The 26,743-nt window shown below is 72.0% G+C and carries 24 protein-coding genes; 11 read left to right on the forward strand and 13 right to left on the reverse strand.

The window, feature by feature from the left end:
- Positions 1–437 precede the first annotated feature (437 nt).
- The 3 genes from Srubr_RS33610 (at position 438) to Srubr_RS33620 (ending at position 5,435) form a co-directional block, all read left to right on the forward strand.
- Entirely contained in the window at positions 438–3,566 is a 3,129-nt protein-coding gene (locus Srubr_RS33610) for a sacsin N-terminal ATP-binding-like domain-containing protein (protein ID WP_189992396.1), read from the forward strand.
- Between the two features lie 125 nt (positions 3,567–3,691).
- Positions 3,692–4,450 carry a calcium-binding protein gene (locus Srubr_RS33615; RefSeq protein ID WP_189992394.1) on the forward strand — a complete coding sequence of 253 codons (759 nt, stop codon included), beginning with the start codon at positions 3,692–3,694 and terminating at the stop codon, positions 4,448–4,450.
- Between the two features lie 202 nt (positions 4,451–4,652).
- Positions 4,653–5,435 carry a hypothetical protein gene (locus Srubr_RS33620; RefSeq protein WP_189992393.1) on the forward strand — a complete coding sequence of 261 codons (783 nt, stop codon included), beginning with the start codon at positions 4,653–4,655 and terminating at the stop codon, positions 5,433–5,435.
- Between the two features lie 52 nt (positions 5,436–5,487).
- On the opposite strand, the gene Srubr_RS33625 is transcribed toward Srubr_RS33620, so the two are convergent.
- The 3 genes from Srubr_RS33625 to Srubr_RS33635 form a co-directional block, all read right to left on the reverse strand.
- Positions 5,488–5,790: a hypothetical protein gene (locus Srubr_RS33625; protein WP_189992392.1), complete on the reverse strand. Its 303-nt coding sequence runs from the start codon at positions 5,788–5,790 to the stop codon at positions 5,488–5,490.
- Positions 5,791–5,931: 141 nt separating this feature from the next.
- The gene (locus Srubr_RS33630) at positions 5,932–8,328 is read right to left on the reverse strand and encodes a cation-translocating P-type ATPase (RefSeq protein WP_189992391.1); all 2,397 of its coding nucleotides are present in this window, start codon (positions 8,326–8,328) and stop codon (positions 5,932–5,934) included.
- Between the two features lie 79 nt (positions 8,329–8,407).
- Positions 8,408–8,674, reverse strand: coding sequence for a DUF2530 domain-containing protein (locus Srubr_RS33635; RefSeq protein ID WP_189992390.1), 267 nt, complete (start codon positions 8,672–8,674; stop codon positions 8,408–8,410).
- Between the two features lie 150 nt (positions 8,675–8,824).
- On the opposite strand from Srubr_RS33635, the gene Srubr_RS33640 reads away from it, so the two are divergent.
- From Srubr_RS33640 to Srubr_RS33650, 3 genes are all read left to right on the forward strand, one after another.
- Positions 8,825–10,276, forward strand: coding sequence for an NCS2 family permease (locus tag Srubr_RS33640; protein ID WP_189992389.1), 1,452 nt, complete (start codon positions 8,825–8,827; stop codon positions 10,274–10,276).
- A 157-nt stretch (positions 10,277–10,433) separates the two neighbouring features.
- Entirely contained in the window at positions 10,434–10,871 is a 438-nt protein-coding gene (locus Srubr_RS33645; RefSeq protein ID WP_030612070.1) for a MarR family winged helix-turn-helix transcriptional regulator, read from the forward strand.
- 27 nt (positions 10,872–10,898) lie between these two features.
- Positions 10,899–12,248 (forward strand): MFS transporter, encoded by a 1,350-nt coding sequence (locus Srubr_RS33650; protein WP_189992388.1) that lies wholly within the window; start codon positions 10,899–10,901, stop codon positions 12,246–12,248.
- A 25-nt stretch (positions 12,249–12,273) separates the two neighbouring features.
- Here the strand turns inward: Srubr_RS33650 and Srubr_RS33655 are convergent, their stop codons facing one another.
- Entirely contained in the window at positions 12,274–12,795 is a 522-nt protein-coding gene (locus Srubr_RS33655) for a GNAT family N-acetyltransferase (protein ID WP_189992387.1), read from the reverse strand.
- A gap of 39 nt (positions 12,796–12,834) precedes the next feature.
- Between Srubr_RS33655 and thpR the strand changes: the two genes are divergently transcribed.
- On the forward strand, positions 12,835–13,407 hold the full coding sequence (gene thpR, locus Srubr_RS33660) for an RNA 2',3'-cyclic phosphodiesterase (protein ID WP_189992386.1): 573 nt from the start codon (positions 12,835–12,837) through the stop codon (positions 13,405–13,407).
- Positions 13,408–13,795: 388 nt separating this feature from the next.
- On the opposite strand, the gene Srubr_RS33665 is transcribed toward thpR, so the two are convergent.
- From Srubr_RS33665 to Srubr_RS33680, 4 genes are all read right to left on the reverse strand, one after another.
- Positions 13,796–14,791: an aldo/keto reductase gene (locus Srubr_RS33665; RefSeq protein WP_189992384.1), complete on the reverse strand. Its 996-nt coding sequence runs from the start codon at positions 14,789–14,791 to the stop codon at positions 13,796–13,798.
- 86 nt (positions 14,792–14,877) lie between these two features.
- The gene (locus Srubr_RS33670) at positions 14,878–15,369 is read right to left on the reverse strand and encodes a carboxymuconolactone decarboxylase family protein (protein ID WP_189992774.1); all 492 of its coding nucleotides are present in this window, start codon (positions 15,367–15,369) and stop codon (positions 14,878–14,880) included.
- Positions 15,370–15,552: 183 nt separating this feature from the next.
- Positions 15,553–16,140, reverse strand: a complete 588-nt coding sequence (locus Srubr_RS33675; RefSeq protein WP_189992772.1) for a Uma2 family endonuclease — start codon at positions 16,138–16,140, stop codon at positions 15,553–15,555.
- Between the two features lie 95 nt (positions 16,141–16,235).
- The gene (locus Srubr_RS33680; RefSeq protein ID WP_189992382.1) at positions 16,236–16,910 is read right to left on the reverse strand and encodes an SGNH/GDSL hydrolase family protein; all 675 of its coding nucleotides are present in this window, start codon (positions 16,908–16,910) and stop codon (positions 16,236–16,238) included.
- A gap of 98 nt (positions 16,911–17,008) precedes the next feature.
- Here Srubr_RS33680 and Srubr_RS33685 point away from each other — a divergent pair, with 98 nt between their 5' ends.
- Positions 17,009–18,004 (forward strand): WD40 repeat domain-containing protein, encoded by a 996-nt coding sequence (locus tag Srubr_RS33685; protein WP_189992373.1) that lies wholly within the window; start codon positions 17,009–17,011, stop codon positions 18,002–18,004.
- A gap of 57 nt (positions 18,005–18,061) precedes the next feature.
- Here the strand turns inward: Srubr_RS33685 and Srubr_RS33690 are convergent, their stop codons facing one another.
- The 3 genes from Srubr_RS33690 to Srubr_RS33700 form a co-directional block, all read right to left on the reverse strand.
- A complete protein-coding gene (locus Srubr_RS33690) occupies positions 18,062–18,532 on the reverse strand; it encodes a hypothetical protein (RefSeq protein ID WP_189992371.1) in 471 nt (156 codons plus the stop codon).
- 85 nt (positions 18,533–18,617) lie between these two features.
- Positions 18,618–18,851 (reverse strand): DUF397 domain-containing protein, encoded by a 234-nt coding sequence (locus tag Srubr_RS33695; protein WP_189992369.1) that lies wholly within the window; start codon positions 18,849–18,851, stop codon positions 18,618–18,620.
- A complete protein-coding gene (locus Srubr_RS33700; RefSeq protein ID WP_189992367.1) occupies positions 18,835–19,146 on the reverse strand; it encodes a hypothetical protein in 312 nt (103 codons plus the stop codon). The genes Srubr_RS33695 and Srubr_RS33700 overlap by 17 nt, the downstream gene beginning before the upstream one ends.
- Before the next feature lie 180 nt (positions 19,147–19,326).
- Here Srubr_RS33700 and Srubr_RS33705 point away from each other — a divergent pair, with 180 nt between their 5' ends.
- Positions 19,327–20,079, forward strand: a complete 753-nt coding sequence (locus tag Srubr_RS33705; RefSeq protein ID WP_189992364.1) for a DUF6879 family protein — start codon at positions 19,327–19,329, stop codon at positions 20,077–20,079.
- A gap of 19 nt (positions 20,080–20,098) precedes the next feature.
- Positions 20,099–20,947: a helix-turn-helix domain-containing protein gene (locus Srubr_RS33710; RefSeq protein ID WP_189992363.1), complete on the forward strand. Its 849-nt coding sequence runs from the start codon at positions 20,099–20,101 to the stop codon at positions 20,945–20,947.
- A 307-nt stretch (positions 20,948–21,254) separates the two neighbouring features.
- On the opposite strand, the gene Srubr_RS33715 is transcribed toward Srubr_RS33710, so the two are convergent.
- Both Srubr_RS33715 and serC read right to left on the reverse strand, forming a co-directional pair.
- Positions 21,255–21,974 carry a hypothetical protein gene (locus tag Srubr_RS33715; RefSeq protein ID WP_189992361.1) on the reverse strand — a complete coding sequence of 240 codons (720 nt, stop codon included), beginning with the start codon at positions 21,972–21,974 and terminating at the stop codon, positions 21,255–21,257.
- Positions 21,975–22,242: 268 nt separating this feature from the next.
- Positions 22,243–23,361: a phosphoserine transaminase gene (serC, locus tag Srubr_RS33720; RefSeq protein WP_189992359.1), complete on the reverse strand. Its 1,119-nt coding sequence runs from the start codon at positions 23,359–23,361 to the stop codon at positions 22,243–22,245.
- 156 nt (positions 23,362–23,517) lie between these two features.
- Here serC and Srubr_RS33725 point away from each other — a divergent pair, with 156 nt between their 5' ends.
- A complete protein-coding gene (locus tag Srubr_RS33725; RefSeq protein ID WP_189992357.1) occupies positions 23,518–26,721 on the forward strand; it encodes an FAD-binding and (Fe-S)-binding domain-containing protein in 3,204 nt (1,067 codons plus the stop codon).
- Positions 26,722–26,743: the final 22 nt, after the last annotated feature.

Here is a 26,743-nt window from a genome sequence, read left to right on the forward strand (position 1 = left end):
AGACCGCCCGGCGTGCTGGTGAGGTGCGGGTGCGTGGCCCTGCCGACGGGGCCTTGTAGCCCACCCTTGGGTCCGGTGCCGGGGTGGGCCACTGTTCTTTCGGCCGCTCGCTCGCTTCTTCCCCGGGCTGGAGCGAGGTGTGTCAAGGGTGGCCCGGAGGGCCATCGGCGCAGCCGACGCGGGACGCGCCCTTGACTCGCCTCGTGGAAGCCCGACACTGGCCGGGAAGCGAGCGGCCCGACGGCCACGCCACCACACCGCCCACTCCGACTCCCCCCGAGCACCCCGACCGACCTCACCCCTCAAGCGGCCGGCCTCCGACCTCAGACCTCCGCCCTCCGACCCCGACCTGGACCTCGTCCCTCCGCTCACTCCCCTTCGGCCCCCAACCCCTCCGCGCTGTACCTTCGTCCTCACGCGGAGGATGGAGAGTGATCGTGAGCAAGTTCGTGCGGCCGGCGGTGGAGGGGGCCGATCCGTTCGGGACGGCCCGGCTGCGGCGCGGGGTCCTCGACGCCTGGGCGACCAGTCCCGCCCGGTTCCGGGAGGACGCCAACGCCGAGGAGGATCTCGTCCTCGGCGGTTACCGGGACCGGCTCGTCGTCGAGTTGGCGCAGAACGCCGCCGACGCCGCCGCGCGCGCCGGGACGGCCGGGCGGCTCCGGCTCACCCTCCGCGACGGCGTGCTCGTGGCCGCGAACACCGGCGCCCCCCTGGACGCGGCCGGTGTCGAGTCCCTGTCCACGCTGCGCGCCTCCGCGAAACGTGGCGCCGAGGACACGCATGCCGCCGTCGGCCGGTTCGGGGTCGGTTTCGCCGCCGTACTCGCCGTCACCGACGAACCGGCGATCGTCGGCCGGCACGGAGGCGTGCGCTGGTCCCTCGCCGAGGCCCGGGAGCTGGCCGCCGAGGTCGCCCGGCACAGCCCCGGACTGGGTGACGAGGTGCGCCGCCGGCAGGGCCACGTGCCCCTGCTGCGGCTGCCGTTCGCCGCCGAGGGCACCGCCCCCGAGCCGTACGACACCGCCGTCATCCTGCCCCTGCGCGACGCCGCCGCCGCCGATCTCGCCGAGCGGCTGCTCGCCGGGGTGGACGACGCCCTGCTGCTCGCCCTGCCGGGGCTGACGGAGGTCGTCGTGGAGATCGAGGGGCAGGAGCCGCGCACCCTCGGCCGCCGTACCGACGGTGCCTTCACGGTCGTGGAGGACTCCCGGGACGGCGTCACCCACTGGCGTACCGCGTCCGCGCACGGGCCGCTGACCCCCGACCTGCTCGCCGACCGGCCCGTGGAGGAGCGGTTGCGCCCCCACTGGTCGGTGACCTGGGCCGTACCCGTGGACACGTACGGTGCCCCGGCCCGGCCCCGTACCAGCCCGGTCGTGCACGCGCCGACCCCGAGCGACGAGCCGCTGGGCGTGCCCGCGCTGCTCATCGCCTCCTTCCCACTGGACACCACCCGCCGGCACGCGGCGCCCGGACCGCTCACCGACTTCCTGGTACAGCGCGCGGCCGACGCCTACGCCGCCCTGCTCGCGGAGTGGCGGCCGGTCGGGGAGGGGATCATCGACCTCGTGCCCGGGCCGCTCGGCAAGGGCGCGCTGGACGGGGCGCTGCGGCAGGCCGTGCTGGAGCGGCTGCCGCGCACCGCCTTCCTGCCGCCGGCCGTCGCGCCGAAGGGCGACGAGGAGCTGCCGGAGGCGCTGCGCCCCCGGGACGCCGAGGTCGTGGAGGGCGCCGGCGCCGACACCGTACGGGTGCTGGCCGAGGTGCTGCCCACCCTGCTGCCGGCGGGGCTGGAGCGCCGCGCCGAGCTGCGCACCCTCGGTGTCGCCCGGCTGCCGCTCGCCGACGCCGTCGACCGGCTCGCCGGGCTGGAGAAGGAGCCGCAGTGGTGGCGGCGGCTGTACGACAGCCTCGCCGGGGTCGACCCGGAGCGGCTGTCCGGGCTGCCGGTGCCGCTGGCCGACAACAGGACCACCATCGGCCCCCGGCAGGTGCTGCTGCCCACCCCGGACGCCGCCCGGATCGACCCGGACGTGCTCGGGCGGCTCGGGCTGAAGGTCGCCCACCCGGACGCCGCGCACCCGCTGCTGGAGAAGCTGGGCGCGCTGCCCGCGACCCCCCGCGCGGTGCTGACCACCCCGCAGGTGCGGGCCGCCGTGGCGGGCTCCCTGGACGAGGACGGCGGTTTGGTCTGGGAGGAGGACGCGCCGGACGCCGAGGAACTGGCCGAGACCGTGCTCGGCCTGGTCCGTGACGCGGGGCTGGAGCCGGGCGACGAGCCCTGGCTGGGTGCGCTCGCGCTGCCCGACGAGGACGGTGAGCTCGCGCCCGCCGGTGAACTGGTGTTTCCCGGCAGCCCCTTCGCCCGGGTCATCCGGGAGGGGGAACTGGCGGCGGTGGATGCGGAGTTGGCCGAGCGGTGGGGCGAGCAGCCGCTCACCGCGTGCGGCGTGCTGGCGGACTTCGCGCTGGTCCGCGCCACCGACGTCGTCCTCGACCCGGACGAACTGGAGCCCCGCGATAGCGACTTCGCCGAGCCCGACGACGCCGGGCTGCTGGACGCCGTGGACGTGTGGTGCGAGGACATCCTCGACCGGTTCCCGGACAGCCCGGTGCCGCCCGTCGCCACCGAACTCGTCGCCGTACGCGACCTGGAGCTCGTGGACGACGACCACTGGCCGGAGGCGCTCGCCCTGCTGGCCCGGCCGCCGCTGCGGGACGCCCTGACCCAGCCTGTGCGCGTCCTGCTGCCCGACGGCACCCACGAGGCCGTGCGGCCGTACACCGCGTGGTGGCTGCGCGGGCACCCGGTGCTCGACGGGCGGCGCCCGGCCGGGCTGCTCGCGGCCGGCGGGGACCCGCTGCTGCGCGGGCTGTACGACGAGGCGGACGCGACCGGGTTCGAGGACGAGCAGGTGCTGCGGGCGCTCGGGGTGCGCACCTCCGTGGGCGCGCTGCTGGACGAGCCCGGCGGCGCGGCCGAGCTCCTGGACCGGCTCGCCGACCCGGAGCGCCCGGTCACGCCCGCCCAACTGCACGGCCTGTACAGCGCGTTGGCGGAGCTGGAGCCCGAGCGGGTGACCCTGCCGGACGAGCTGCGGGCCGTGGTCGACGGGCGCGTGGAGGTCGTGGACGCCACCTCGGCCGTGGTCGTCGACTCCCCGGACCTGCTGCCGTTCACCTCCGGGGTGCCGCTGCTGCCGGTGCGGCCCGCGCGCGCCGCCGAGCTGGCCGAGCTGTTCCAGGTGCGCCGGCTGAGCGAGTCCGTCACCGGCGAGGTGCACTCCGAGGGGGCCGAGCACGATGTGCCGGAGTCGGTGCGGGTGCTGCTCGGGCCGCGCACGCCCGCGGCCTACGTCGAGCACGAGGAACTCGTCGTGGACGGCGTGGAGATCGACTGGCGGCTGACCGACGACGGCGTGCTGCACGCGGCCACCCTGGAGGGGGTCGCGGCGGGGCTGGCCTGGGCGGCGGGGCAGTGGCCGCGCCGGTTCGAGGTGGCCGCGCTGCTGGAGGACCCGTCGCGCACGGAGGAACTGGCCCGGGACCGGTGGTTCGACTGACCCCCGGAGTGGCCCTGTCCATCGAGTCCACGAAAATTTCACATCACTAGTACAACCTTTCACATCCACCCCGGGTCAGATCAGCGGAGTCATCCCGACTCCCTGATCTGAACGTGGGGAAACACATGCGCATCCGTGCCTCTGTCGCCGTCGTGAGCGGCGCTCTGGCCCTGTCCGCCCTCGCCGTGCCGGCCGCCCAGGCCGACATCGGTGTCGGCAACGTCAAGATCACCAAGGTGGTCGTGGACGGCGACAACAAGGTGCAGATCGGTACCTCCGGCGCGGTGACCGTCAAGGTCAGCGTGACCGCGACGGACAACTCGGGCATCAAGGGCGCCGACGCGTTCGACCTCTTCGGTCCGGGCTACGGCATCGAGACCACCGGCAAGCCCGCCTGCACCAAGGTCAACGCCACGACCTCCACCTGCACCGCCTCGGTGAAGATCGACCCGAGGACGGACTACCTCAGCAACAAGAACGCCGGTACCTGGTACGTGGACGCGATGGTCGAGGCCAAGGACGGCGACTTCATCTGGAAGGAGAAGGCCGGCTCCTTCTCCTTCCAGCGCGCCGCCAAGCTGACCGCCAACGCCACCCCGGAGCCGGTGAAGAAGGGCAAGACGATCACCGTCACCGGTGCGCTCACCCGCGCCGACTGGGAGTCGCTGAAGTACGCCGGTTACGGCTCGCAGTCCGTGAAGCTCCAGTACAGCAAGAAGAGCACCACCGGCTACACCACGGTCAAGACCGTCAAGGCCGACTCCAAGGGCAACCTGAAGACGACGGTCAAGGCCTCGGCCGACGGTTACTACCGCTTCTCCTACGCGGGCAACTCCGCCACCGCCGCGGTCAACTCCGCCGCCGACTTCATCGACGTGAAGTAAGTCGCCGGTGTCCCCGGGCCCGGACAGCGGTTCCGGGCCCGGGGCCCCGGCCCGTACCCCCGGGTTGCGCCACCCGGGGGTATTCGGTGGGCCGAACCCGGCCGTGAAGGGCCTGAACCGTGGAAACCGGGGCGTGTGGCGGGGATCTGATCGCGTGAGTCGGCCGACTCCACGATCCCCCTCTCCCTCCAAGGGACCACACATGCGCATCCGTGCCACCGCGGCCGCCGTCTCCGGCGCCCTGGCCCTCTCCGCCCTCGCCGTGCCCGCCGCCCACGCGGCCCCCGCGGCGCCGAACGTCACCTTCTCGAACATGTCGGTCAACGGCGGCAAGGCGATCACCCTCGGTGCCACCTCCACGGTGCGGGTCAAGGCGACCTACACCGTGACGCACCCCGCGACCGTGTCGATGTCCGGCATCCTCACCGGCCCGGTGCTCTACCGCGGCAAGTCGGCGAAGTACGCCGACACCCAGGTGGCCGGCGACGACCCGGGCACCTGCACCAAGGTGGACTCCACCACCGCGAACTGCCGGGCCACGCTCACCATCCCCGCCCGCGAGCTGTACGACTCCGACGCCGGCACCTGGAAGACGGGCGGGGTCGCGGTCGACAGGAAGACCGGCGCCGACACGTGGCGGACGGACCTCGGCACCGTCCCGGTCCGCCGCGCCGCGAGGCTCACCGCCGACGCCACCCCGGAGCCGGTGAAGAAGGGCCGGACGATCACCGTCACCGGCAGGCTGACCCGCGCCGACTGGCCGCACGGCACCTGGGTCGCCTTCGGCGGCCGGTCCGTCAGGCTCCAGTTCCGCAAGGCGGGCAGCGGCACCTACACCACCGTCAAGACCCTCACCTCCTCCGCCAACGGCGCCCTGCGGGCGACGGTGACGGCCGGCTCCGACGGCTCCTACCGCTACCGCTTCTCCGGCACGTCCACCACCTCGGCCGTCAGCGCCCCGGGCGATCACGTCGACGTGCGCTGAGAGGCGCGGGCACGGGTGCCCCGGCGGCGGCCGGGGCACCCGTGCGCGTGCGTCAGACGGTGCTGGCGATCCAGCCGACCGTCTCCGTGACGTGCCGGCCGTCGCTGCGGGTGGTGGCGTTGAGGTTCAGCTCGTTGAAGCGGATCAGGAACCCCTCGCGGTTGACGTCGTGCAGCCGGATGCCCGGCGTCTCGGGGCCGTTGAAGGTCTGGGTCTGGGCCACCACGACCACCGTCGACCCGGCCGGGAAGGGCGTCGGGAAGGTGACCCGGGTGAAGGTGGAGGTGTCCCCGCCCTGGGTCTCGATGGGCTGGTTGGAGGACAGTTGGAGCGAGCCGGTCTGGATCATCGACATGATGACTCCCACTGCTGGTCACGGATGCCGGACGTGCATGGCACCAGTCGCTCTGCCCGGCCCGCCGCGTCACCCATACGGCCGTCACCCTGATAGGTGATTTCGGTGAGGAGATTTCCGGCCATCGGCCGACGGGCCCGGCTAGACCGGGAAACGGCGGCCGACCCATCTCCACAGGTACTCCAGCGCCCCGGACGCCACCGCCGCCACGCCGACCGCCGTCCACGGCATCGTCACGCCGACCAGCTTCAGCGCGAAGAAGTCCTGGAGCGCGGGGACGGCGAGGACCAGCAGGAAGGCCACGCCCATCGACGCCACCAGGATCACCCGCCACCAGGTGTAGGGGCGGGCGATGATCACCAGGACCCACATGGAGACCAGGAACAGGGTCAGCGTGGCCACACTGGTCTCCGCGTCCAGCGCGCCCGGGCCGGAGTAGTGGTGCCGGGCGAGCAGATACGTCAGGAAGGTCGCCGCCGCGGCCACCACCCCGCCGGGGACCGCGTACCGCATCACCCGGCGCACGAACTGCGGTCTGGCCCGTTCCGTGTTGGGCGCGAGGGCCAGGAAGAAGGCCGGGACGCCGATGGTGAGCGTGGACAGCAGGGTCAGGTGGCGGGGCAGGAAGGGGTACTCCACCTGCGCGCACACCACCAGCACCGCCAGCAGCACCGAGTAGACGGTCTTCACCAGGAACAGCGTCGCCACCCGCGTGATGTTGCCGATCACCCGGCGGCCCTCGGCGACCACCGAGGGCAGGCTCGCGAAGCTGTTGTCCAGCAGCACGATCTGCGCGACCGCCCGGGTGGCCTCGGAACCGGAGCCCATGGCGACCCCGATGTCCGCGCTCTTCAGGGCCAGCACGTCGTTCACGCCGTCCCCGGTCATCGCGACCGTACGGCCACGGGACTGGAGCGCGTCCACCATGTCCCGCTTCTGCTGCGGGGTGACCCGCCCGAACACCGTGCCCTCGTCCAGCGCCTCGGCCATCGCCGGCGGGTCGGCGGGCAGCCGCCGCGCGTCCACCGCCGTACCCTCCAGGCCGAGCTTCGCGGCGACAGCGCCGACCGACACCGCGTTGTCCCCGGAGAGGACCTTGGCCCGCACGTTCTGCTCGGCGAAGTAGCGCAGGGTGTCCGAGGCGTCCGGCCGCAGCCGCTGTTCCAGGACGACCAGGGCGGTGGGGCGGGCGTCCCGGGCCGGCTCGGGGTCGTCCAGGTCCCGGCGCGCGCGGGCCAGCAGCAGCACCCGCAGCCCCCGCTCGTTGAGCCGCTCGGTCTCGGCCAGGGCCGGGTCGTCGGGGGCGAGCAGCACGTCCGGGGCGCCCAGCAGCCAGGTACTGGTCTCGCCGTCGCCCTCGCTGAACGCGGCCCCGCTGTACTTGCGGGCGGAGGAGAACGGCAGCGACTCCACGCAGCGCCACTCCTCGCTGTCCGGGAAGGCGTCGATGATCGCCTGGAGGGAGGCGTTGGGCCGCGGGTCGGACTCGCCGAGCGCGCCGAGCACCTTGCGGACGTACGACTCGTCCGCCCCGTTCAGCGGCCGCAGTCCGGTGACGTCCATGCCGCCCTCGGTGAGGGTGCCGGTCTTGTCCAGGCAGACGGTGTCGACGCGGGCCAGGCCCTCGATGGCCGGCAGCTCCTGCACCAGGCACTGCCGTCGGCCCAGCCGGATGACGCCGATCGCGAAGGCCACGGAGGTGAGCAGCACCAGTCCCTCGGGGACCATCGGCACGATCCCGCCGACCGTGCGGGCCACGGCGTCCTTGAGGTCGTTGTTCTCCACGACGAGCTGGGTGACGACCAGCCCGACGGCCGCCGGGACCATCATCCAGGTGACGTACTTGAGGATGGTGGAGATGCCGCTGCGCAGCTCGGAGTGGACCAGCGTGAAGCGGGAGGCCTCCTCGGCGAGCCGGGCGGCGTAGGCCTCGCGGCCGACCTTGGTGGCCTGGAAGGCGCCGCTGCCCGCGACCACGAAGCTGCCGGACATGACCTGGTCGCCGGGGCGTTTGACGACGGGGTCGGCCTCGCCGGTGAGCAGCGACTCGTCGATCTCCAGCCCGTCCGCCTCCGCGCACACCCCGTCGACCACGATCTTGTCGCCGGGGCCGATCTCGATCAGGTCGTCCAGGACGATCTCACCGGTGGCCACCTGGAGCGCCACGCCGTCCCGCCGTACCGTCGGCCGGGCCTCCCCGATCACCGCGAGCGAGTCCAGGGTCTGCTTGGCCCGCCACTCCTGGACGATCCCGATGGCGGTGTTGGCGAGGATCACGAAGCCGAACAGGCTGTCCTGGATCGGCGCGACGACCAGCATGATCAGCCAGAGCACACCGATGATCGCGTTGAACCGGGTGAGGACGTTCGCCCGGACGATCTCCCCCAGCGAGCGGCTGCTGCGCACCGGCACGTCGTTGACCTGGCCGCGCGCGACGCGTTCGGCGACCTCGGCGGGGCCGAGCCCGGCCGGGCGGGTCCTCGGTGACGGCACCGGACGCGCCGGATCGAGTTCCGCGTCCGCGCGTATGTGGCTCATGCATTCGACGGTACGTGCGGACGCGCCCGACCGCCCACCGGCGCCGGGGCACTCGCCGCCCGCCCGCCGGCGCCGGCCGTTACCGGGTGGCCGGATCCGGCGCGGCAGCGGCCCGCTTGATCGCCGCGTCCCGCTTGCGGACGTACCAGACGCCGATCAGCCCCAGGCCGCCGCCGGCCAGGCAGGTCCACAGCCACCAGGTGTGGCCGTGGTCGTCGAACCAGCCGTAGAACGGCAGCTGGACCAGGAAGAGGACGAACCACACGATCGTGCCGCCGGTGATGGTGGCGACCACGGGGCCCTCCAGGGGCTCCGGCGCCTCGTGCTTGGGGGTCCACTTAGCCATGCGCACAGCTTATGCGCCGCCGCTGTCTACGCGCGGAGATAGCGATCTATGACTCATACGTTCATACTGGAGCCGTTTGTCTTTGGCCGCTTCCGCTCGTATGAAACTCCAACAGGGCTCGGGGGAACCCCGTTGGTGATGAGGTCACGCATGTCCACCTCGGCACCTGCCAAGGTCCCCACCCCCGAGAGGCCGGGCGGTGCTCCCGCCTTCGGCTTCCTCGACCGCTACTTCCGGATCTCCGAGCGCGGCAGCTCCGTCGGCCGTGAGGTCCGGGGCGGTCTCGCCACCTTCTTCGCGATGGCGTACATCATCGTGCTGAACCCGATCGTCCTCGGCAGCGCGAAGGACATGTACGGCCACCAGCTGGACAACGGTCAGCTGGTGACGGCCACGACGCTGTCGGCCGCGTTCACCACGCTGCTGATGGGCGTCATCGGCAATGTGCCGATCGCGCTCGCCGCCGGCCTCGGCGTGAACTCGGTCGTCGCGCTCCAGCTCGCGCCGCGCATGTCCTGGCCGGACGCCATGGGCATGGTCGTGCTGGCCGGTTTCGTGGTCATGCTGCTGGTCGCCACGGGCCTGCGCGAGCGGGTGATGAACGCCGTGCCGTTCGGCCTGCGCAAGGCGATCTCGATCGGTATCGGCCTGTTCATCATGCTGATCGGCCTGGTCGACTCCGGCTTCGTCACCCGGATGCCGGACGCCGCCCAGACCACCGTCCCGCTCCAGCTCGGCGTCGGCGGTCACCTCACCGGCTGGCCGGTGCTGATCTTCGTCCTCGGCGCGCTGCTCACCTTCGCGCTGATCGTCCGCAAGGTGCCGGGCGCGATCCTGCTCTCCATCGTCGGCATGACCGTGGTCGCGTTGATCATCAACGCGGTGGCCACCGTCCCGTCCTGGGGCCTGACCGTCCCGAAGTGGCCGGGCAACCCGGTCTCCACCCCCGACCTCGGCCTGCTCGGCCAGGTCAGCCTGTTCGGCGGCTTCCACAAGGTCGGCATCCTGACCGGCATCCTGTTCGTCTTCACGGTCCTGCTGTCGTGCTTCTTCGACGCGATGGGCACGATCATGGGCATCAGCGACGAGGCCAAGCTGACCGACGCCGAGGGCTACATGCCGGGCATCAACAAGGTCCTCTTCGTCGACGGCTTCGCGGTCGCGGCCGGCGGTGCCAGCTCCGCCTCGGCCACCACCGCCTTCGTGGAGTCCACGGCGGGCGTCGGCGAGGGCGCGCGCACCGGCCTCGCGAACGTCGTCACGGGCGGCCTCTTCGCCGTCGCGCTGTTCCTCACGCCGATCGCCACGATGGTCCCGTCCCAGGCGGCCACCCCGGCACTGCTCGCGGTGGGCTTCCTGATCCTGTCGAACTCCATCAAGGAGATCGACTGGGCGGACTACACCATCGCCATGCCGGCCTTCGTGACGATGCTGATGATGCCGTTCACCTACTCGATCACCAACGGCATCGGCATGGGCTTCATCGCCTTCACGGTGCTGCGCCTGGCCGCCGGGCGGGCCCGGGAGATCCCCCCGGCGATGTACGTCGTCTCGGCCGTCTTCGCCTTCTACTACCTGATGCCGGCCCTGGGCCTCACCTGAGCCCGCAGGAATCCCCTTCCGCACGAGCGCCCGGACCACGGTCCGGGCGCTCGTTCCTTTTCCGCCGGGCGGGCGCGGGATCCAGTGGCGGGCGTCACGGGCGGCACGGGCCCGCCCGAGTGGTCTTTAGTAAGAGTAATGAGTTACGCTAAAGAACATGCCGGACCTTACCCATGGCGACGACGCTGCCGCCGTGAACGCCCTCCGCTCCGCCGTGATGCGGCTGTCCCGTCGGCTCAAGCACCAGCGGGTCGACGAGTCGCTGAGCCCCACCGAGATGTCGGTGCTCGGCACCCTCGCCCGCTGCGGCTCGGCCACCCCGGGTGAACTGGCCCGCAAGGAGCACGTCCAGCCGCCGTCGATGACCCGCATCGTCGCGCTGCTCGAAGCCAAGGGACTGGTCCGGCTGGAGCCGCACCCCGAGGACCGGCGCCAGAAGGTGGTCACCCAGACCGAACAGGCCGAGGCGATGCTCGAAGAGAGCCGCCGCAAGCGCAACGCCTTCCTGGCCGGCCTGGCCGAGGGCCTCGACGAGGACGAGTGGGCCGCCCTGCGCGCCGCCGCCCCCGTGCTGGAGAAACTCGCACACCTGTAAGCGCACCGACCGAGGAGGCGAATCCTGTTGAGTACGGGATCCGGAATACCTTCCGCCCCCGCACCGACCCCTACCACCACCGCGCCCGCTTCCGGCAAGTCCTCGATGTTCAGCTCGCTGAGGATCCGGAACTACCGCCTCTTCTTCGCCGGCCAGGTCGTCTCCAACACCGGCACCTGGATGCAGCGCATCGCCCAGGACTGGCTGGTCCTCAGCCTCACCGGCTCCTCGGCCGCCGTCGGCATCACCACGGCCCTGCAGTTCCTGCCCATGCTGCTGTTCGGCCTGTACGGCGGGGTCCTCGTGGACCGCCTGCCCAAGCGGCCCACCCTGCTGGTCACCCAGTCCGCGATGGGCGCCACCGGGCTCGCGCTCGCCGCGCTGACCCTGTCCGGGCAGGTCCAGGTCTGGCACGTCTACGTCGCCGCCTTCGCCGTCGGCCTCGCCACGGTGGTGGACAACCCGGCCCGCCAGTCCTTCGTCTCCGAGATGGTCGGCCCCGACCAGCTCCAGAACGCGGTCAGCCTGAACTCGGCGAACTTCCAGTCCGCCCGGCTCGTCGGCCCCGCCGTGGCCGGCCTGATGATCACCGGCGTGGGCACCGGCTGGGCGTTCCTCGTCAACGGCCTGTCCTTCGCCGCGCCCATCACCGGCCTGCTGCTGATGCGCGCCCGCGAACTGCACGTGGTCGAGCGCGCGCCGCGCGGCAAGGGCCAGCTGCGCGAGGGCCTGCGCTACGTCGCCAAGCGGCCGGAGCTGATCTGGCCCATCGTCCTGGTCGGCTTCATCGGCACCTTCGGCTTCAACTTCCCGGTGTGGCTGACCGCCTACGCGGACGACGTCTTCCACGCGGGCGCCGGCGCCTACAGCCTCTTCAACACCCTGATGGCCGTCGGCTCCCTGGTCGGCGCCCTGCTGGCCGCCCGGCGCGGCACGGCCCGGCTGCGCGTGCTGATCGCCGCCGCGCTGGCCTTCGGCACGCTGGAGATCGTCGCCGCGGCGGCACCGTCGTACTGGCTGTTCGCGCTGCTCATGGTGCCGATCGGGGTGTTCGGACTGACGGTGAACGTCACCGCGAACACGGCCGTGCAGATGGGCACCGACCCGGCCATGCGCGGCCGGGTGATGGCCCTGTTCATGATGGTGTTCATGGGCGGTACGCCGCTGGGCGCGCCGGTGGTCGGCTGGATCACCGACACCTACGGCGCCCGGGCCGGCTTCGCCGTCGGCGGTGTGATCTCGGCGCTCGCGGCCGGCGCCGTCGGCCTGGTCCTGGCCCGCATCGGCGGCCTGCGGCTGGCGGTCGGCTGGCACCACGGCCACCCGAGCGTCCGCTTCGTCCCGCGCGAACGGGAACGGCTGGCCACGGCCGCGTAGGCAGCCCCGCGGTGCCCCGGAGGGCCTAGCCGACCCTCCGGGCCAGCACCTGCCCCGGCCAGGCGTCCGGGCCGTGGGTGTAGGCGTGCGTCGGGGTGAAGCCGTTGGCCTCGTAGTACGCCACCAGCTTGCGGTCGTCACCGGCGTAGCAGTCCACCCGCAGCAGGCCCACGCCCGCCCGCCGGGTCACCTCGGCGGCGTGCGCGAGCAGCGCGCCGCCCGCGCCCCGGCCCTTGAAGCGGCGGTCGGAGGCGAGCCAGCGGATGTACCGCTCGGGCTCGCCGGGCGCCGGCAGATGGGCCAGATGGGCGCCGGGCCCGTCGGCGAGGACGAGAGCGGCCGCCGGCTCCCCGTCGATCTCGGCGATGTACGTGGTGCCCTCGGCCACGGCCCGCTCGACCGCTCGGGCCGTCTTGTTCCCGGAGAGCGGCTCCGTGCCCCACTGACGGGTACGCCCCTGTGAGACCAGCCACTCCACGCCGCTGTCGAGCATGCGGAGTATCGCGGGCAGATCGTCGGGGCCGCCTTCACGGATGGTGATCGTCATCGTCCCATCATGCCCGCCCGGGTCTGGGATCGTGAGGCCATGAGACTCTTCGCCGCCGTACTGCCCCCGGAGCACATCGCGGACGAACTCGCCGCCGAGGTGGACCGGTTGCGGGAGTTGCCGGGGGCCGGCCGGCTGCGGTGGACGGGCCGCCCCGGCTGGCACTTCACGCTCGCCTTCTACGGCGAGGTCCCCGACGACGCCGTACCCGCCCTGGCGGACCGGCTGGCCCGCGCGGCCCACCGGGCGGCGCCGTTCACCCTCGCGCTCGCGGGCGGCGGCCAGTTCGGCCAGGGCCGCGCCTTGTGGGTGGGCGCCCGGGGCGACGTGGCGGAGCTGCGGCTGCTGGCCGGGCGGGCGGAGGCGGCGGCGCGGAAGGCGGGGCTGCCGGGCGGGGAGCACCGGCGGTACAAGGCCCATCTCACGCTGGCCCGCAGCCGGCACGCGGTGGACGTACGGCCGTACGTCACCGCGCTCGCGGAGTTCTCCGGCGACACCTGGACCGTGGCCGACCTGGTGCTGATGCGCAGCCGGCTGCCGGCGTCCGGGGTGCCGGGGGAGCAGCCGCGGTACGAGGCGGTCGGGCGGTGGGCGCTGGGCGGGGCCGGTTAGTCTCGAATACGTGGACCCGAAAACCCGGAACCGGATCATGGCCGGTGCGCTTGTGTTGATGTTCGTGGTGGTGGCTGTGGCGTCGGCCATGCGGTAGGAAAAGGGCGCCGGGGAACCGCGGCCGTTCTTCGGGTGCGGGTTGTCCGTGGCTGGTCGCGCAGTTCCCCGCGGGCCCCTGCGGGGTGCCGTTGCCGGGTATGGGTGCCTGTTTCTTCGGCTGCGGGTCGGTTGTGGCTGGTCGCGCAGTTCCCCGCGCCCCTGTCGGGGCGCCTTTGGCGGGCCTGGGGGAGAGGGGCGGGGAACCGCGGGGCCGTTTTTCGGCTGCGGGCTGTGCCTGGCTGGTCGCGCAGTTCCCCGCGCCCCTTTCGGGGCGCCGGCCCCTCTGTGGCTACCAGGCGAAGGCCTCCGGGGACGGGCCCGGGCCCGGGAAGATTTCGTCCAGGGCGGTCAGCAGGTCCTCGCTCAGTTCCAGTTCCACGGCGCGCAGCGCGGACTCCAGCTGTCCGGCGGTGCGCGGGCCGACGATCGGGCCGGTGATGCCGGGGCGGGTGAGCAGCCAGGCCAGGGCCACCTCGCCGGGCTCCAGTCCGTGCTTGTCGAGCAGGTCCTCGTAGGCCTGGATCCGCGCGCGGGCCGCCGGGTCCTTGAGGGTCTCGGCGGCCCGGCCGGAGGCACGGCGACCGCCCTGGACCTCCTTCTTGATGACCCCGCCGAGCAGACCGCCGTGCAGCGGCGACCACGGGATGACCCCGAGGCCGTAGTCCCGCGCGGCCGGGATGACCTCCATCTCGGCGCGCCGCTCGGCCAGGTTGTACAGGCACTGCTCGCTGACCAGCCCGATGGTGCCGGCGCGGCGGGCGGCGGCCTCGTTGGCCTGGGCGATCTTGTAGCCGGGGAAGTTGCTGGAGCCGACGTAGAGGATCTTGCCCTGCCCGACCAGGACGTCGATCGCCTGCCAGATCTCCTCGAACGGCGTGTCCCGGTCGATGTGGTGGAACTGGTAGAGGTCGATGTAGTCGGTCTTGAGCCGCTTCAGGCTGGCGTCCACCGCGCGCCGGATGTTCAGCGCCGAGAGCTTGTCGTGGTTGGGCCACACCGTCGCGCCGTCCGGGCCCATGTTGCCGTACACCTTGGTGGCGATGACGGTCTTCTCGCGCCGGCCGCCGCCCTTGGCGAACCAGTTGCCGATGATGGACTCGGTCCGGCCCTTGTTCTCGCCCCAGCCGTACACGTTGGCGGTGTCGAAGAAGTTGATGCCCGCGTCCAGCGCCGCGTCCATGATCGCGTGGCTGTCGGCTTCGTCGGTCTCCGGACCGAAGTTCATCGTCCCGAGGACGAGCCGGCTGACCTTGAGTCCTGTGCGTCCGAGCTGCGTGTACTCCATGGTCCACAAGCCAACGACCTGGAGTGCGCTCTAGGCAAGCTCCTGCCGTCGCGCGCGCCCGGAACCGGGCGCGCGCGAGGTGCCGGTCAGCCCTGCGGCCGGTCGAACATGCCGGGTTCGTAGGAGCCGCCCCGGTGGTGCGTGATCACGCCGAGCCGGTTGGCCGCGTTGATCACGGCGACGAGGTACACCAGCGCCGTGGTCTGCTCCTCGTCGTAGTGCGCGCGGACCTCCTGCCAGGTCGCTTCGGACACGCCCTGGTGGGCGTCGGCGAGCCGGGTGCCCTCCTCGGCGAGCGCCAGCGCGGCCCGCTCGGCCTCGGTGAACACGGTGGAGTGGCGCCAGGCGGCCACCAGGTGCAGCCGCGTCGCGGTCTCGCCGGCCGCCGTGGCCTCCTTGGTGTGCAGGTCGGCGCAGTAACCGCAGCCGTTGATCTGGCTGGCGCGCAGCATCACCAGCTCCTGGGTGCGCCGGGGCAGCGCCGACTGCGTGACGCCGAGGCCGAGGGTGGCGAACCGCTTGCCGAGCTTGGCGCCGAGGCCGTTGGCGGTCAGGTCGATACGGGGAGCCGTGGTCATGGGACCGGTCATGGTGTCGTCCTCGCAGGGGAGTGGGTGCCGCGCGGACGCGGGGCGCGGCGTTCTGTCACCCACGAGATGCCGGCGGGAGCGCCGGTGTGACAGGGCGGGGCATGTGACCCGTGTCACCGCGGTGGTCGGCGGTACCGGCAGACCACCGGGGCTGTACGCCTGGGGGCGGGACTAGTCGCGGGGAAAGCCGTCGGTCTTGAGCACGAGGTCGATCACGGTGCCGGTCAGGTCGATGTCCTCACCGAAGGCGACCTTCGTCCGCGTGATGTAGTCGTTCTCCTTGGGCTGCGTGTAGACGTAGCACATGCCCTTGTAGGGGTCGACGATGAGATACAGGGGGACTTCGGCGGCGGCGTAGGCGGCCTTCTTCGGGCCGTAGTCGTTCGCCGCGGTGCCCTTGGAAATGACCTCGGCGACGAATTCGACGTCCTGGTGCTGCCAGTGGCCTGCGTCGTCCATGCGCGCCGAGTCCTTGAGCAGGGCGACGTCCGGGCAGAAGCCGTTCTCGTGACCTGGGAAGTCGATGCGGACGTCGGAGAACACCTGGATGTCCATACCGAACCTGTCCTCCAGCGCCCGCACGATCCGGCGGATGATGCTCCAGTGTGTGCCCCGCTGTGGCGTCATGTGGACGTTGCCCCCGACGATCTCGACCCTGTATCCCTCGGGGACGGGCATGCGCTCGAGCAGCTCGAACCACTCGTCAAGACGCTCGGTGTTGGCGTCGGCCATGTCGATCCTGTCGTCCAGGACGGTCACTTGGCGCTCCTCCCCGGCTTCCTCACGGACCGGGCAGCCGCGCAGTACAACGATAGGCACCACGCCCGCGTAACGCCGGATTTCATCCGACCTGATCAGTCCTCGTACGGCCGTCCGACCCCCCACGCCTCCCACATCGCCCCTGCGAACGCCCCCGCGATCCGGTGCTCCCCGCTCGCGTTGGGATGGGTGCCGTCGTAGGTGTCGGTGTGGATGTCCCACTCCTCGGGCAGCGAGGCCAGCAGCAGCGGCGACCGTGCCTCGTCCAGGTCGGCGACGGTCTTGGCGAGCAGGTCGTTGAAGCGGTCCACCTGCTCGGCGAAGGGCGCGTCGGAAGCGGCCCGGACGTTGGGTATGACGGGCAGCAGCACCATCCGTATCCGCGGGCGGGCCTCCCGCGCCCTCGCGACGAACGCCCGTACGTTCTCGTCCGTCTGTTCGGCGTTGGTGTAGAAGCCCAGGTCGATCAGGCCGAGGGAGACCAGCAGCACGTCGGCCCGGTGGGCGCGCACCGCCTCGCCGATCAGCGGGGCCATGTGCATCCAGCCCTCGCCCCAGCCCGCCAGATGGCCGCGGGGGAAGCCGGGTTCGGCGTAGGCGAGGGACGTCGGGGCGCCGGCCCGCTGGTCGTAGAGCGTCTCGCGCGGGCCGACGAAGGTGAACGGGCCGCCGTACGTCCCGCACAGGTGCCGCCACAGCCGGTAACGCCATGTGTGCTCGCCCGCGCTCCCGATCGTCATGGAGTCGCCCACGGGCATGAACCTAAGCATCGGCTCATCATGGACGATGGCCGGGGCCCGCGGGCCGCCGGGGTGCGTGAGGCCGACCACCTCCCCCGGACCCCCTCCGGGGATGGCAGGCTTGGTTCATGCGTCGATCGTTCGCCGTACTCGCCGGGGTGCTGCTCGCCGGTGCCTGCGCGCTGCCCGCCTCCGCCACCGGGACCGCCGAGGGCGCGGGGAACAAGGAGAACAAGGGGAACAAGGGGTTCACCATCAAGGACCCGCGGATAACCGAGTCCAGCGGGCTCGCCGCCTCCCGGCAGCACCCGGGCGTCTACTGGACGCACAACGACAGCGACGACGGGCCGTACCTGTACGCCGTGGACAGCGCCACCGGCCGGACCGTCGCCCGGATCACCCTGCGCGGGATCGGCTCGCCGCGCGACGTCGAGGCCATCTCCATCGGGCCGGACAACCAGATCTACGTCGGCGACATCGGCGACAACTTCGGCGGGAAGTGGCCGTACGTGTGGATCTACAAGCTGCCCGAGCCGGAGCGGCTGACGGACCAGACGGTGACGGCCACGCAGTACGTGGTGAAGTACGCGGACGGACCGCGCGACGCGGAGTCGCTGCTCGTCCACCCGAAGACCGGGCGGGTGTACATCATCGACAAGAACGAGGAGGGCGGGCACCTGTACGAGGGTCCGGCCGCCCTCTCCACGTCCGGCGCGAACGTCTTCCGCCAGGTCGCGCCCGTCGATCTGTGGGCCACCGACGCCGCGTTCTCCCCGGACGGCAGGCAGTTCGCCGTGCGCGGTTACTTCGGGGGCGTCTACTACGACTGGAACGACGGCCGGATCAAGCGGCGCGGGCGGCTGGACGTGCCGTTCCAGGGGCAGGGCGAGTCCGTGTCGTACTCCGCCGACGGTACGAAGCTGATGTACGGCAGCGAGGGCGCGGAAAGCTCCGTACAGGCGGCCGACGCGCCCGAGCGCCCGGACGCCGGGTCGCCGTCGGGCGAGGGGGGTTCCGACGATTCGGGGGACGAGGGCGGCACTCCGAGCCTGAAGGTGGGCGCCGTGATCCTGGCCGTCGGCGTGGCGGCGTTCCTGGGACTGCGCCGGCTGCGGCGGAGCTGACCGGGCGAACGGCGGCCGGGCGGTGTGCAGCATCCGGTACGGCACCGGGCGCCCTCGTCATGCGCCGAGCGGGCAGGGCAGGTCCGGGCGGGCGCGATGGGGAGCGCAGCCCACCAGGGCCACGGAGAGGAACACGGGCCGTTCGAGGTAGAACCCGAGCGAGATGTCACCGCCGGCCGCCAGCCGGTCGGCGGCGGAGGCGAGCAGGGCGGCCAGGCGGCCGGGGGCGCGGTGCGCTTCGGCGGCGAACCGGGGCGCGTACTCGGTGAGCCGCTCCCCGAGCCAGGCGGCGGCGGCCGACGGCTCGGACCAGGTTCCCTTGACGAGTGAGTGGGGCTTGACCAGCCAGTACGCGGTCTCCAGCGGGGGCAGGTCGCAGGTGGTGAACTCGGCGGTGGCCAGCCGGTATCGCTGGATCAGCTCCGGACTGCTGGTGGGCGGGGGCGGCTGGGGATGGGGCGGGCGCCGGAAGGCTTCTTCGTCGAAGCGGGATTTGGGGCCGGTCCAGAGGTAGGCGTGGTGGTGCACCCGGGTCCTCTTCGGTGTGCTGTGCGGGCCGGTTCCGGGACGACGCCGCCCCGGAACCGGCTGGGTTTCCTGGATCGGTCGAGGCTCAGTGGGCCAGACCGAAGCGGGCCGGATCGATACCGGCGGCGCTCAGCTCGTTCGTGGTGAACCGCAGCGGTTCCATGTCGGGCCGCTTGCTGTCACCGAGGGCCCAGGCGTCTTCGCCGATCCGGGCGAGGGTCACGCAGGACTCGCCGTCCGGGTGGGTGTTCCCACCGCACGCCTTGAGGAACGGGGCGCCACCGAGGTCGAGCGCGTACAGGTCACTTCCGTTCACCATCGCTGTACCTTCCTGCTCCGCTGTTACGGCCGTGTCCGACCGCCGCCGCCCGGGGTGGGCGGGAGTTCTTGGGGGAAGAGGGGCGGACGTGCACGCCCGAAGGGTGGTCCCGGATCTCGGTGGCGTGGCACATGGCCTGCGTGATGTTCCCGGCCTGCTTGCAGGCGAGCAACTGCCGCCAGTTCGCTCCGCAGACGTCACAGCCGGCGACGGGGGCGCAGTCGAGCAGCCACGCGTCGAAGCCGGGGGGAAGCTGGGCCGGGGAGCGGGGTCGGGCATTGGTCGTGGGGGTCACCGGGTCTCCCTAGGTGGAGGTGGGGTGGCTTCGGCGACGACCGTAGGGGGAGGGCAGGGAGAAAGGGGGCGAATATTCTTCGTTATTCTCACGTAGTCACTCTGGATGCATGGACATTCACTCAGAGACACCGAGATGCTGTGTGCGCCAGCTTTATCGACACCCAGGGGGTGGTTGCGCGTGGCGCGCAGGTTGCGGTTCAACGGGACGGGGAGCAGCAGCGGTGGATGTCCCTCCGTGCATGAGGACTTGGACAGCGGGGAGGTCGTCGTGCACGGTCCTCCGCTCACGGATCCGGAAGACATCGCACAGCTCCAGCACCTCTCGGAGGGAGAGGTCGCGATCGTGGTTCCGAGGGACCTGCTGGTCGACTGGACCCCGAAGGAGCGGACGCGGCAGGTGCGGACGATCGATCTGGACGAGTTCGGCGGCCTGTTCGAGAAATTCGAGCACACGGCATGGCGCCTGGAGACGCGCCGCCGATACGCCAGCGACGAGACCAACGACAACTGGCAGCAGTTCGTGGAGACGGGACGAGCCGACTGGACGTTCGACAGCCCGTACTGCGAGGCGATCCGCAAGCAGACCGACCAGGGCAAGCGCGTCGAACGCGTGCGCATTGTGGACCAGCCGCCGACCACGGGCCAGCTCTACCTCCTCGACAACGCCAGGCGGAACGGCGTCATGGGCGAGGACATCCGCAACCTGTGGCGTGCCGACGCGGACCGGCTGCGGCTCCCCGCCGAGGACTTCTGGCTGTTCGACAGCCGGCTCATCGCGCTGCTGCGGTTCGATGACGACGACCAGCTCACGCACGTGGACCTGATTACCGAGCCCGCAGAGGTGGTGCGCTGCTGCATGGTGCGGGATGCTGCTTGGCACCACGCCGTACCGTGGAAGCAGTTCACGGCGGAGATGGGCAGTGACGCGTAAGGGCTAGCACGGGTGACCGGTGAGTACGGACTATCAGAGGGCGCGTGAGGAACTGGGCCGTAGGCTCAGGGAGTTGCGTGTGGACGGGCCTGAAGGTCGGCTCACCGGTGTCCAGCTCGCGCAGCGGCTGGGATGGCGGCAGTCGAAGGTCAGCAAGCTGGAGAACGGCAGGCAGACCCCCACGGACGACGACCTTCGAGCATGGGCCGAGGCCGTCGGGCAGCCTGCCGTGTTCCCGGAACTGCGGTCCCGGCTACGGGGCTTCGAGAGCCACATTCGATCGTGGCGACGTCAGCTCGCGGCAGGACACGCTCCGGTCCAGGAAACCTGGAACACCCTCGTGTCCAACAGCACGACACAGCACGCGCTGAGCACCGCCGCCGTCAGCGGCATTCTCCAGACGGCCGACTACGCCAGGCACGTCTTCGAGCGGCACGCCACACTCCAGCAGTCGCCGAGGGACACGGAAGCCGCGGTGCGGGCCCGTATGAAACGGCAGGAGTGGCTGTACCGGCCGGGCAAGCGGTTGAACCTGCTCATGCCTGAAAGCGTGCTGTGGGGCCGTATCTGTCCGCCGGACGTTTTGGCGGCCCAACTCGACCGCCTGCTGGGCGTGGTGGGCATGGACACCGTCAACCTGGGGATCCTTCCGTTGGACGGCACGCTGCCCCTGACGATGGGGAACTCGTTCGATGTGCTGGACGAACGCCTGGTCGTGGTCGAGGACTGGCACGCCGAACTCTGGCTGGACGACGCCGAAACGATCGCTCTGTATCGCCGCGTGTGGGACACCTTCGCGGAGTCGGCGGTGTTCGGCGCGGAGGCGCAGCAGGTGATCGCCCGGGTGCGGCGGAGTCTCAAGGTCTGAGGCCCCCTGTTGTGTTACGGGTGGTCCAAAACGTGGGGGGCCTCCGAGGGCGGGAGTGTGAAGCGGGCCGCGCCCATGCGTCGGCCGGCGCGTCCACCAGCGCCAGCCCGCGCCCACCCTCCTCGTCCGGGCTGGGGCAGCGGGGCAAGGGCAGCCGGTCCCGGTCAGGGTCGGATACCTCCAGGACTCTCCCGCGATAGCTGGCGGGCCTTCATCCGGCAGTTCGCATGACGCATCGCACACACGAAGGGCGCCCGGTGGGTACCGGGCGCCCTTCGTCGTCGTAGGCGTAGGCGAGAAGGCGGCGTTACTTCACGCACCCGGGAGCCGGGAACGGCGTGGTGGACGCAGGGTGGCCGCCGCCCTCCATGTTGGTGCGGAGCTTGGGCGCCGCTCCCTTGGGGTCGACGATCTGGGCCAGGAACCCGGCGCTCTTGGGCAGCGAGGGGTGGGCGCGGTTGACGACCCCGGCGACGCGCGTGCCGTCGCCGGCGTCCTTGAAGAAGGCCGAGGGACCGTTGAGGCCGTTGCTCAGCACGGCGACGGTCCCGGCCCCGATGAAGTGTTGCGTGATGATCGTGCAGCCCCGGGCGTCGGGGGTGCCGACCTTCGGGAGCGCGTAGGTGCGCGGGCCACCCTTGCCGCCGGTCACCCGGAGCGCGGGCTTGGCGCCCTTGGGGTCGACCAGCCGCAGGGAGAGACCGCGCTGCGTGGCCGTGACGTGGCCGCGGTCGAGCCCGGCCAGGACGCGGTTCATGTAGGGGTCGCCCGAGCGCCAGTTCTCCGGCACGGCACGGATCCACGCCTCGGGGCCGCCCGCCTTGGGGTCGTTGCGCAGGACGGCCACCATGTCCTTGCCGATGGCGACGGCCTTGCCGGCGTAACGGGCGGCGGGGTTGGGCTTGGGGGCGGCCTTGGCGGTGGGGGCGGCGGAGGCGGTCGCCACCGGCAGGACGGCGGTGGTGCCGAGGGCGGTCAGGAGGACCGAGGCGGTCATGAGAGCACGGCGGCGTGCGGACGCGGACATGAAAGGGCTCCTCAAGCGGGCGCGAGAGCGGAAGACAGGATTCGTCGGAGCGGCGACGAGAAAACGATAAGTAGGGGAATACGACACCACTGTCTCCCTATTGTCACGAAATTTCGACAGGAACCGGAACCCTGATCTCCGCGATTGTTCCGGGAAATGTGGCACAGAGGTGCGGTTAAAACGAGGTGAATTCCATCCTGTGCAGCGGCCCAAAACACGAAGGGCGCCCGGTGGGTACCGGGCGCCCTTCGGTTCGTAGGTCGAGAAGTCAGAGCTTCTCGATCACGTAGTCCACGCACTTCGTCAGCGCCTCGACGTCCGCCGGGTCGATCGCCGGGAACATCGCGATCCGCAGCTGGTTGCGGCCGAGCTTGCGGTACGGCTCGGTGTCCACGATGCCGTTCGCGCGCAGCACCTTGGCGACGGCGGCGGCGTCGATCTCGTCGGCGAAGTCGATCGTGCCGATGACCTGGGAGCGCTTGGCCGGGTCGGAGACGAACGGGGTGGCGTACTTGGACTCTTCGGCCCAGGTGTACAGGCGGGTCGAGGAGTCCTTCGTGCGGGCCGTGGACCAGGCGAGACCGCCCTGGCCGTTCAGCCACTCCAGCTGCTCGTTGAGGAGGAAGAGGGTGGCGAGGGCCGGGGTGTTGTACGTCTGGTTCTTGCGGGAGTTGTCGATCGCCGTCGGGAGCGAGAAGAACTCCGGGACGTGGCGTCCGGAGGCGTGGACGCGCTCGGCACGCTCGATCGCGGCGGGGGAGAACACGCCGATCCACAGGCCGCCGTCGGAGGCGAAGGACTTCTGCGGCGCGAAGTAGTAGACATCGGTCTCGGCGATGTCGACCGGCAGGCCGCCCGCGCCGGAGGTGGCGTCCACGAGGACGAGCGCGCCCTCGTCGGCGCCGGCTACCCGCTTGATCGGCATGGCGACACCGGTGGAGGTCTCGTTGTGGGTGAAGGCGTAGACGTCGACGCCCGCCTCGGCCTTCGGCTCCGGGTGGGTGCCGGGGTCGGCGGCGATGACGGTGGGCTCGGCCAGCCAGGGCGCGAGCTTGGCCGCCTTGGCGAACTTGGAGGAGAACTCGCCGAAGCTCAGGTGCTGGGACTTGTTCTCGATCAGGCCGTGCGTGGCGATGTCCCAGAAGGCGGTGGAGCCGCCGTTGCCGAGGATGACCTCGTAGCCCTCGGGCAGGGAGAACAGCTCGGAGATGCCCTCGCGGACCTTGCCGACCAGGTTCTTGACCGGCGCCTGACGGTGGGAGGTGCCCAGCAGGGACGTGCCGGTGGCGGCGAGGGCGTTCAGCGCCTCGGTCCGCACCTTCGAGGGGCCCGCGCCGAAACGTCCGTCGGCGGGCTTGATGTCAGCGGGAATCTGGATGTCGGCCACGGGAGGAGGTTAGCCGCTGGGAGAAGCCCGGGTGGAGTTCTGTCCGTTCGATGAGACGAGATCACCAGGTCGTGGACTTGTGATGTCGTACGACTATTAGTGCGCGCCTGTGGAAAACTTTCCGTGACTGTGCGTGGCCGGATGCATCCTGGACGCATGACGGATCGTGGGGATGTCGCAGGGAACATCGGGGACAGCGGGGGCATCGGAGACACGGATGTCACGGATGCCGCCGCGCTCGCGAGGGCGCTGCGCAAGGCCGTCCGGGGCGAGGTCGGGTTCGATGTGACCGCCCGGGCGCTGGTCACCATGGACGCGTCGAACTACCGGCGGGTCCCGCTGGGCGTCGTGGCCCCGGCAGACGCCGACGACGTGGCCGCCGTGCTGGAGGTGTGCCGGGAGCGCGGGGTGCCGGTGGTGGCGCGTGGCGGCGGCACGTCCATCGCCGGGCAGGCGACGGGTACGGGCGTGGTGCTGGACTTCACCCGGCACATGACCGCTCTGCTGGAGCTGGACCCGGGCAGCCGCACGGCCGTCGTGCAGCCGGGGCTCGTCCTGGACCGGCTCCAGGAGGCCGCCGCCCCGCACGGACTGCGGTTCGGCCCCGACCCCTCCACGCACAGCAGGTGCACGCTCGGCGGAATGATCGGCAACAACTCCTGCGGCTCCCACTCGGTCGCCTGGGGCACGACCGCGGACAGCGTGCGGGAGCTGTCCGTGATCACCGCGCGCGGGCGGCGGCTGCGGCTCGGGCAGGGGTGGGCGGGCGCCCCGGACGGGCTGCGCGAGCTGGCCGAGGGAGAACTGGCCCGGCTGCGGACGGGATTCCCGGACCTGCCCCGCCGGATCTCCGGGTACGCGCTGGACGCGCTGCTGCCCGAGAAGGACGCGGATGTCGCCCGCTCCTTCTGCGGCTCCGAGGGCACCCTCGGCATCCTCACCGAGGCCGTGGTCCGCCTGGTCGACAGCCCCCGCGCGCGGGCGCTGGCCGTGCTGGCGTACGCCGACGAGAGCGCCGCCGCCGAGGCTGCCGCGGGCCTGCTGCCGCTCGGCCCGCTCACGGTGGAGGGCATGGCCGCCGACCTGGTGCCGGCCGGTGCCGGGCTGCCCCGGGGAGGCGCCTGGCTGTTCGTGGAGACCGGCGGGGCGACTGCGGCCGAGGCCCGCGCGCGTGCGGAGCAGGTCGTGCGCGCGGCCGATGTCGTTGACTCCCTGGTGGTGACCGACCCGGCCGCCCAGCGGAGTCTGTGGCGCATCCGCGAGGACGCGGCCGGCACCGCCACCCGGATGCCCGACGGCTCCGAGGCCTGGCCCGGCTGGGAGGACTGCGCGGTCCCGCCCGCCCGCCTCGGCGGGTACCTCCGCGAGTTCCGCGCACTGCTGGCCGCCCACGGACTGCGCGGCACGCCGTACGGCCACTTCGGCGACGGCTGCATCCACGTCCGCGTCGACTTCGACCTGCTCACCGAGTCAGGCGTCGGCCGCTTCCGCCGCTTCTCCGAGGAACTGGCCGACCTGGTCGTGGCCCACGGCGGCTCCCTGTCCGGGGAGCACGGCGACGGGCAGGCCCGCGCGGAACTGCTGCCGCGGATGTACGGCGCCGACATGGTCGCTCTGTTCGAGCGGGCCAAGGCGGTGTGGGACCCGGACGACCTCCTCAACCCCGGCATGCTGGTCCGCCCGGCCCGGCTGGACGAGAACCTGCGCTTCTCGGTACTGCCCCGCCGGCCGGTCGACGTGGCCTTCGCCTATCCGGCCGACGGCGGCGACTTCGGCGCGGCCGTCCGCCGCTGCGTCGGCGTGGCCAAGTGCCGTACGACGACCGTCTCCGGCCCGGCCGTCATGTGCCCCTCCTTCCGGGCGACCGGCGAGGAGGAGCACTCCACCCGGGGGCGGGCCCGGCTGCTGCACGAGATGCTCGCGGGCGACCTGGTCACCGACGGCTGGCAGTCCCGTGAGGTCCTGGGCGCCCTCGACCTGTGCCTGTCCTGCAAGGGCTGCCGCTCCGACTGCCCCGTCGGAGTGGACATGGCCACCTACAAGGCGGAGTTCCTGTACCACCACTACGCCGGCCGCCGCCGCCCGGCCGCCCACCACAGCATGGGCCGCCTCCCGGAATGGCTCCGCTGGGCGTCCCGCGCCCACCTGGCCCCGCTGCTCAACACCCTGGCGGCCGTCCGCCCCCTGGCCGGCCTCGGCAAACACCTGGCCGGAACAGCCCCGGAACGGGACATCCCCCGCCTGGCGCCCCAGACGTTCACCGCGTGGTGGCGCAAGCGAAGGCCGACGGCGCCGGGTGCGGGGGGCTCGTCGTCCGGGAGAACAGGGGGCTCGTCGTCCGGGGGAACAGGGGGCTTGCCGGCCGGGGGTGCGGGGGGCTCGTCGTCCGGGGGAACAGGGGGCTCGCCGACCGAGGGCGCGGGGGGCCGTCCGGCTTCCGTGGCCGGCGACCACCCCACCTCCACGCCCACTCCGGCCCCCGCCCCTACTCCGGCCCCCGCCCCTACTCCGACCTCCATCCCCACACCGGTCCCTGCCCCCGCGCCCCCTCCCACCCCCGGCACCCTCGTCGTCCTCTGGCCCGACACCTTCACCGAGCACCTCGCACCGTCCGTCGGGCGGGCCGCCGTCCGCGTGCTGGAGGCGGCCGGGCTGCGGGTGGCGCTCCCGCCGACGCTGCTGCCGCGCGAGGGGACGATCGGCGACGGCAGGAGCAGGTCGGCCGCCGCGCTGCTCACCGCCCGCCGGGCCCGGGTCTGCTGCGGCCTGACCTACGTCTCCACGGGCCAGCTCGACCGCGCCCGTACGGTGCTGCGCCGCACCCTGGACCTGATGGAACCGGTGCTGCGGGCGGGGGCGCCGGTCGTCGTCCTGGAGCCGAGCTGCGCCGCCGCCCTGCGCACCGACCTCCCGGAACTCCTGCCCGACGACCCGCGGGCCGCCCGGCTGTCCGCCGCTGTCCTCACCTTCGCCGAAACCCTGGAGCGGCACGCCCCGCACTGGACCCCGCCCGCCGTCGACCGTCCGGTGGCCGGGCAGACCCACTGCCACCAGCACGCGGTGCTCGGCGACAGCGCGGACCGCCGGCTGCGCGCCGCCGCCGGTCTCACCGGCGAACTGAGCGGGGGCTGCTGCGGCCTGGCGGGAAACTTCGGCTTCGAGAAAGGCCACTTCGACGTCTCCCGGGCCTGCGCGGAGGAGCAGCTCCTGCCCGCGGTGCGGCAGGCGTCCGAGGACACGGTGATCCTGGCCGACGGCTTCTCCTGCCGCACCCAGCTGGACCAGCTCGCCGGCGTCCGGGGCCGCCACCTGGCGGAGGTACTGGCACAGGCCCTGGACCGGGCGGACGGCACCCGGTGACCGGGGCCCGGCTCTCCCTCGG

Origin of the sequence: Streptomyces rubradiris (genome assembly GCF_016860525.1) — a bacterium.
GTDB lineage: Bacteria > Actinomycetota > Actinomycetes > Streptomycetales > Streptomycetaceae > Streptomyces > Streptomyces rubradiris.